The sequence below is a fragment of the Dehalococcoidales bacterium genome, assembly GCA_035529395.1.
Lineage (GTDB): Bacteria > Chloroflexota > Dehalococcoidia > Dehalococcoidales > Fen-1064 > DUES01.
Window position 1 is genome coordinate 1 of sequence record DATKWT010000133.1, and the last position, 4209, is coordinate 4209.

Annotated in this window: 3 protein-coding genes; all 3 read left to right on the forward strand. The window is 55.7% G+C overall.

The features are described 5' to 3' along the window. The first annotated feature begins 456 nt into the window (after positions 1–456). The 3 genes from VMW13_08595 (at position 457) to VMW13_08605 (ending at position 4158) form a co-directional block, all read left to right on the forward strand. Positions 457–1320 carry a hypothetical protein gene (locus tag VMW13_08595; GenBank protein ID HUV44872.1) on the forward strand — a complete coding sequence of 288 codons (864 nt, stop codon included), beginning with the start codon at positions 457–459 and terminating at the stop codon, positions 1318–1320. Between the two features lie 420 nt (positions 1321–1740). After that, positions 1741–2961, forward strand: a complete 1221-nt coding sequence (locus VMW13_08600; protein ID HUV44873.1) for an acyl-CoA dehydrogenase family protein — start codon at positions 1741–1743, stop codon at positions 2959–2961. Positions 2962–3021: 60 nt separating this feature from the next. Further along, positions 3022–4158: an acyl-CoA dehydrogenase family protein gene (locus VMW13_08605; protein ID HUV44874.1), complete on the forward strand. Its 1137-nt coding sequence runs from the start codon at positions 3022–3024 to the stop codon at positions 4156–4158. The last annotated feature ends 51 nt before the right edge of the window (positions 4159–4209 follow it).

Below are 4209 nucleotides of genomic sequence, written 5' to 3' on the forward strand. Positions count from 1 at the left end.
GGCTAAGAAGGTAGCCCTCACCGCATGCATGCGCAAGCTTCTCACAATCCTTAATGCCATGATTAAAGGTCACGTTCCCTGGAATGCTCCTGCTACAATTCTTGGACCCTGTCACTGACCATTAAGACAGTTGCTCTGGACTCCCCCTTTTTCATCGCCCTGTTAGACTCGAACCAGGATACGTGTTTACCCCCTGGATTCCAGCCTGCGCTGGAATGACATCAACATCCATCATACGTAAAGATATATACGAGACACTACACTAGTCCTGTTAGACAACCGGTCGTCTCTACGGCACCAGTCTGGTAAACTGCACCGGCTCGGTGCTGAGTGACATGATGCCCGGCAGGCGAAGAAAGCCAGTTTGCTTGACACCGGATGGTCAAAGTCTTAGCATATCGGCAACAGCCAATACCGGTTGCCCCGGCTGGAATACTCCGAGAGAGGAGAAAGGCGATGGCTGATGATATCGTGACTGAGGAGGGACGTATCTATGGTGGATGGCGTCGCGCCGTGAATGCGGCAATCCACTCCGAGGGTTCTATCCACGAGGATGCAACAGCGCAGAAGCTGGGAATGCGCGGCGGTGCCGTGGTGGGCATCGTCCACCTCAACCTCTTCCCGCCGCTCGTGCTCAAGACCTTCGGCCCCGAGTGGTTTGAGCAGGGCTGCCTGAGCATATTCTACACCTACGCCCTGCTTGACGGCGAGCAGGTCAGGGGAATCATGGACATTCCGCCCGAAGGTGTCAGGGATGTGCAGGTGGAGGCCTGGGCAGAAGACCCGGACGGGCGCACCGTGGGCAAAGGCACCGTATCCATCGGAGAACCGAAAGAGCTGCCATACCTGCAGGCGATGGAACTGAAGAACGCCGAGCCTGGAGAGCTCCGCATTCTCAACGGGATGAAAGCGGGTGACGAACTACCGTCCCGGGACGTGCTCATAACTCAGGAGACGGTGGACCGGGCACTGGAGACCATTACCGACCCCCTGGACTGGTACAGGGGTGACTCGCCCTGGGGAGGCGCTATCCTGCCTCCCAGCGTTATGTATGGCGCTATGCAGTTAGCACCGACAGAAACACGCGAGTCCGTAGGGTTCTTCGGGGCAACGGAGCTCCGCAACGTTAACGGGCCGGTCAAGGTCGGTGTGCCGTACCGGGCAAGCGGAAATCTGGTCTGTGTGGGGACCAGTCCCAGGACCGAGTACTTCTGGTTTGATTCAACGCTCAAGGAAAAGGAAGGTGGGAAGGTCATTGCCCAGATGCGTCATATGACCCGACTCATGAAGGCGTCCTCGCCTCTGTATCAGGAGGAATAAGGCCGGTCCTGTCCACCGGGACAAACACTGTGGGAGGCCAGTGCAGGTTATGCCGGCCTTCCCGGTAGCCGTACCTGTAATACGCTGACAAGTCCGGGGTATACGAGCTTAATTCACTCTATAGCCGTACTTGTCTCGTCTTTATGTCACGCAATACCGAGAGCATAAATATCTCCATTTAATGCTTGACATTCTCTGACGATGCTCATACTATGTAGACGAGTTATGCGCTTGAATGTATTCATCGTTAACTACCTGGACTGTGGCTATCCCTTTGCGCCACAAGAATATCCTGTGGCACAAACATCACTTATAGAACCCGGACCTGAAAAGCCACTGGCCTACCACCCATTTCTCACTTCTGCCTTTAAAGACGTCTCCGCAGGGATTTCAGCATAGCATGACGAAAGGAGGTTCAATATGACTACGGAGAAATCGGAAAACCTGGAAGCCCTCAGGCGAGAAGTACGCGCCTGGCTAAGGGCGAATCTCCCCGAGGGATGGGGAACACCGGAGTACAAGCCACCTCCATCATATTCCAGAGAGCAGCACGAGCAGGGTAAAGAGTGGACAAGGAAGCTGTACGATGCCGGCTACACCGGGTTCGGCTATCCCAAGGAATATGGTGGCATCGAACGCTCCCGTGCCGAGATAGCCGTCATCCGCGAGGAACTGGGCCGCACCGGAACACCCGGAGGGCCGTTGTCCCTTGGTATGCTTGTGGGGGCACCGGCTATCCTGGCTCATGCCAATGAAGAGCAGAAGAAACGTTACATACCGAAGATACTGAGTGGCGAAGAGAGCTGGTGCGAGGGATTCTCGGAGCCTGATGCCGGTTCGGACCTGGCCAACGTTCAGACTACAGCCAAGAGAGATGGTGACGAGTGGGTGGTCAACGGACAGAAGTGCTGGACCAGCATGTGGGAGTTTGCTGACTGGAGCCTGCTGGTTGCGAAGACAGACCTCGAAGCTCCCCGGCACAGAAATCTGACCTACTTTGTCTTCAGCACCGATACCCCCGGTTTCAGTCGCAGGCCGCTGCGCCAGATGTCGGGCGAATCCGAGTTTGGTGAGATGTTCTTCGATGACATGCGCATTCCCCACGAGAACATGATAGACGAAGAAGGCAGGGGCTGGTATGTTGCCATGACCGCCCTGATGGCGGAGAGGAGTGGTGGCGGCGGCTTCGAAGGGACAGGTGGTGCTCTTGCTGGCATCGGTATGGAAGGCCTGCTTGACGCCGACAGCCTTGTCAACCTGGCTAAAAACACCAAACATTACGGCAAGTCGGTCTGGGAGGATGAAGCATTTCGGCAGAGGATAGTCCAGATTGCCATCGAGACCCAGGCCATGAGATGGAGTGGCACGCGCATGGCCGCCAAGATGCGGAAGGGACTACCCCTGGGTAATGAAGCCTCCGTTTTCAAGAACTTCCAGGCGGAGATGAGACAACGCCGGGGCGACCTTACGATGGAGATTCTGGGGGCATACTCCCAGATGGTGCGGGGCTCATCACGGGCAGTGAACAACGGTACCTGGGTATATGACATGCTCCGGTCACGCGGTGCTACCATCGAGATGGGCACCTCGGAGATTAACCGAAACATTATTGCCGAGAGGATACTGGGCCTGCCCAGATAATAGATTTCGGCACCCGATAGTACCAGATGCGGGTTCCGATTCAATAGAAGGAGCAATGTTATGGAATTTATCCTTAATGAAGAGCAGGAAATGCTTAAGACGATGGCCAGAGACTTCCTCGAGAATGAATGTCCCAAGACACTCGTCAGGCAGATGATGGAAGATGAGGTGGGCCATTCTCCTGAGTTGTGGAAGAAGATGGCCGAGGTAGGCTGGCTGGGCCTGGTCTTTCCGGAGAAATACGGGGGTTCCGAGATGAACTTCAGGGACCTTACCATCCTCTGTGAAGAGATGGGGCGTGCGATGATGCCCGGCCCCTTTTTCTCCACTCTGCTTCTCGCAGGTATACCCATCCTGGAAGCCGGTACCGAGGAACAGAAACAGGAGTTCCTTCCCAAAATAGCCAGCGGAGACCTGGTCTGCACCCTGGCCGTACTGGAAGAAGACGGCGACTTCTGGCCGGACGCCGTTCAGGTAAAAGCTACTCCCCGTGGTGGTGACTACATCATCAGCGGCACCAAGATGTTTGTCCCCGATGCCAAGGCGGCAGACTACATCCTTGTGGCCGCCCGTACCGGGCGCAGCACCAACCCCGAGGAAGGTATCACCCTCTTCATGGTGGACGCGGCCGAATGGGGTGTCTACGTAACGCCGCTGCTAACTATGGATGAGACCAGAAAGCAGTATGAACTCATGCTCAACAGGGTAGCAGTCCCGGTCAGCAACATCATCGGTGAAGTGGACCAGGGATGGCCTATCCTTGAAAGCATGGCACTCAAGGCACGGGCAGCATTATGCGCTGAGATGGTCGGCGGCGGTGAGTGGGTGCTGGAGACAACCGTCAACTACGCCAAGGACCGGATTGCTTTCGGTGTACCCATCGGCAGCTTCCAGTCCATCAAGCACAAGTGTGCCGATATGTACAGTGGACTGGAATACGCCAGGTCACTGATGGAGTGGGCAGCCGAGGTGATAAAGGACGGGGCCCCGGATACGCAAATAGCCGTTTCCATGGCCAAGAGCTACTGTGGTGACGTCTATAAGGCGGTCTGCGGCGAAGGAATCCAGCTACACGGCGGCATAGGTTTCACCTGGGACCATGATATGCACCTCTATTTCAAACGGTCCAGGGCAACAGACTCGGCCTTCGGCGACTCTAATTACCACCGGGGGGTAATTGCCAAGAAATTTAGTTGATGCCTGTCTGTCGGATGGGTTAGTGTTGACCGGATAGAAGAGAGATTGCAT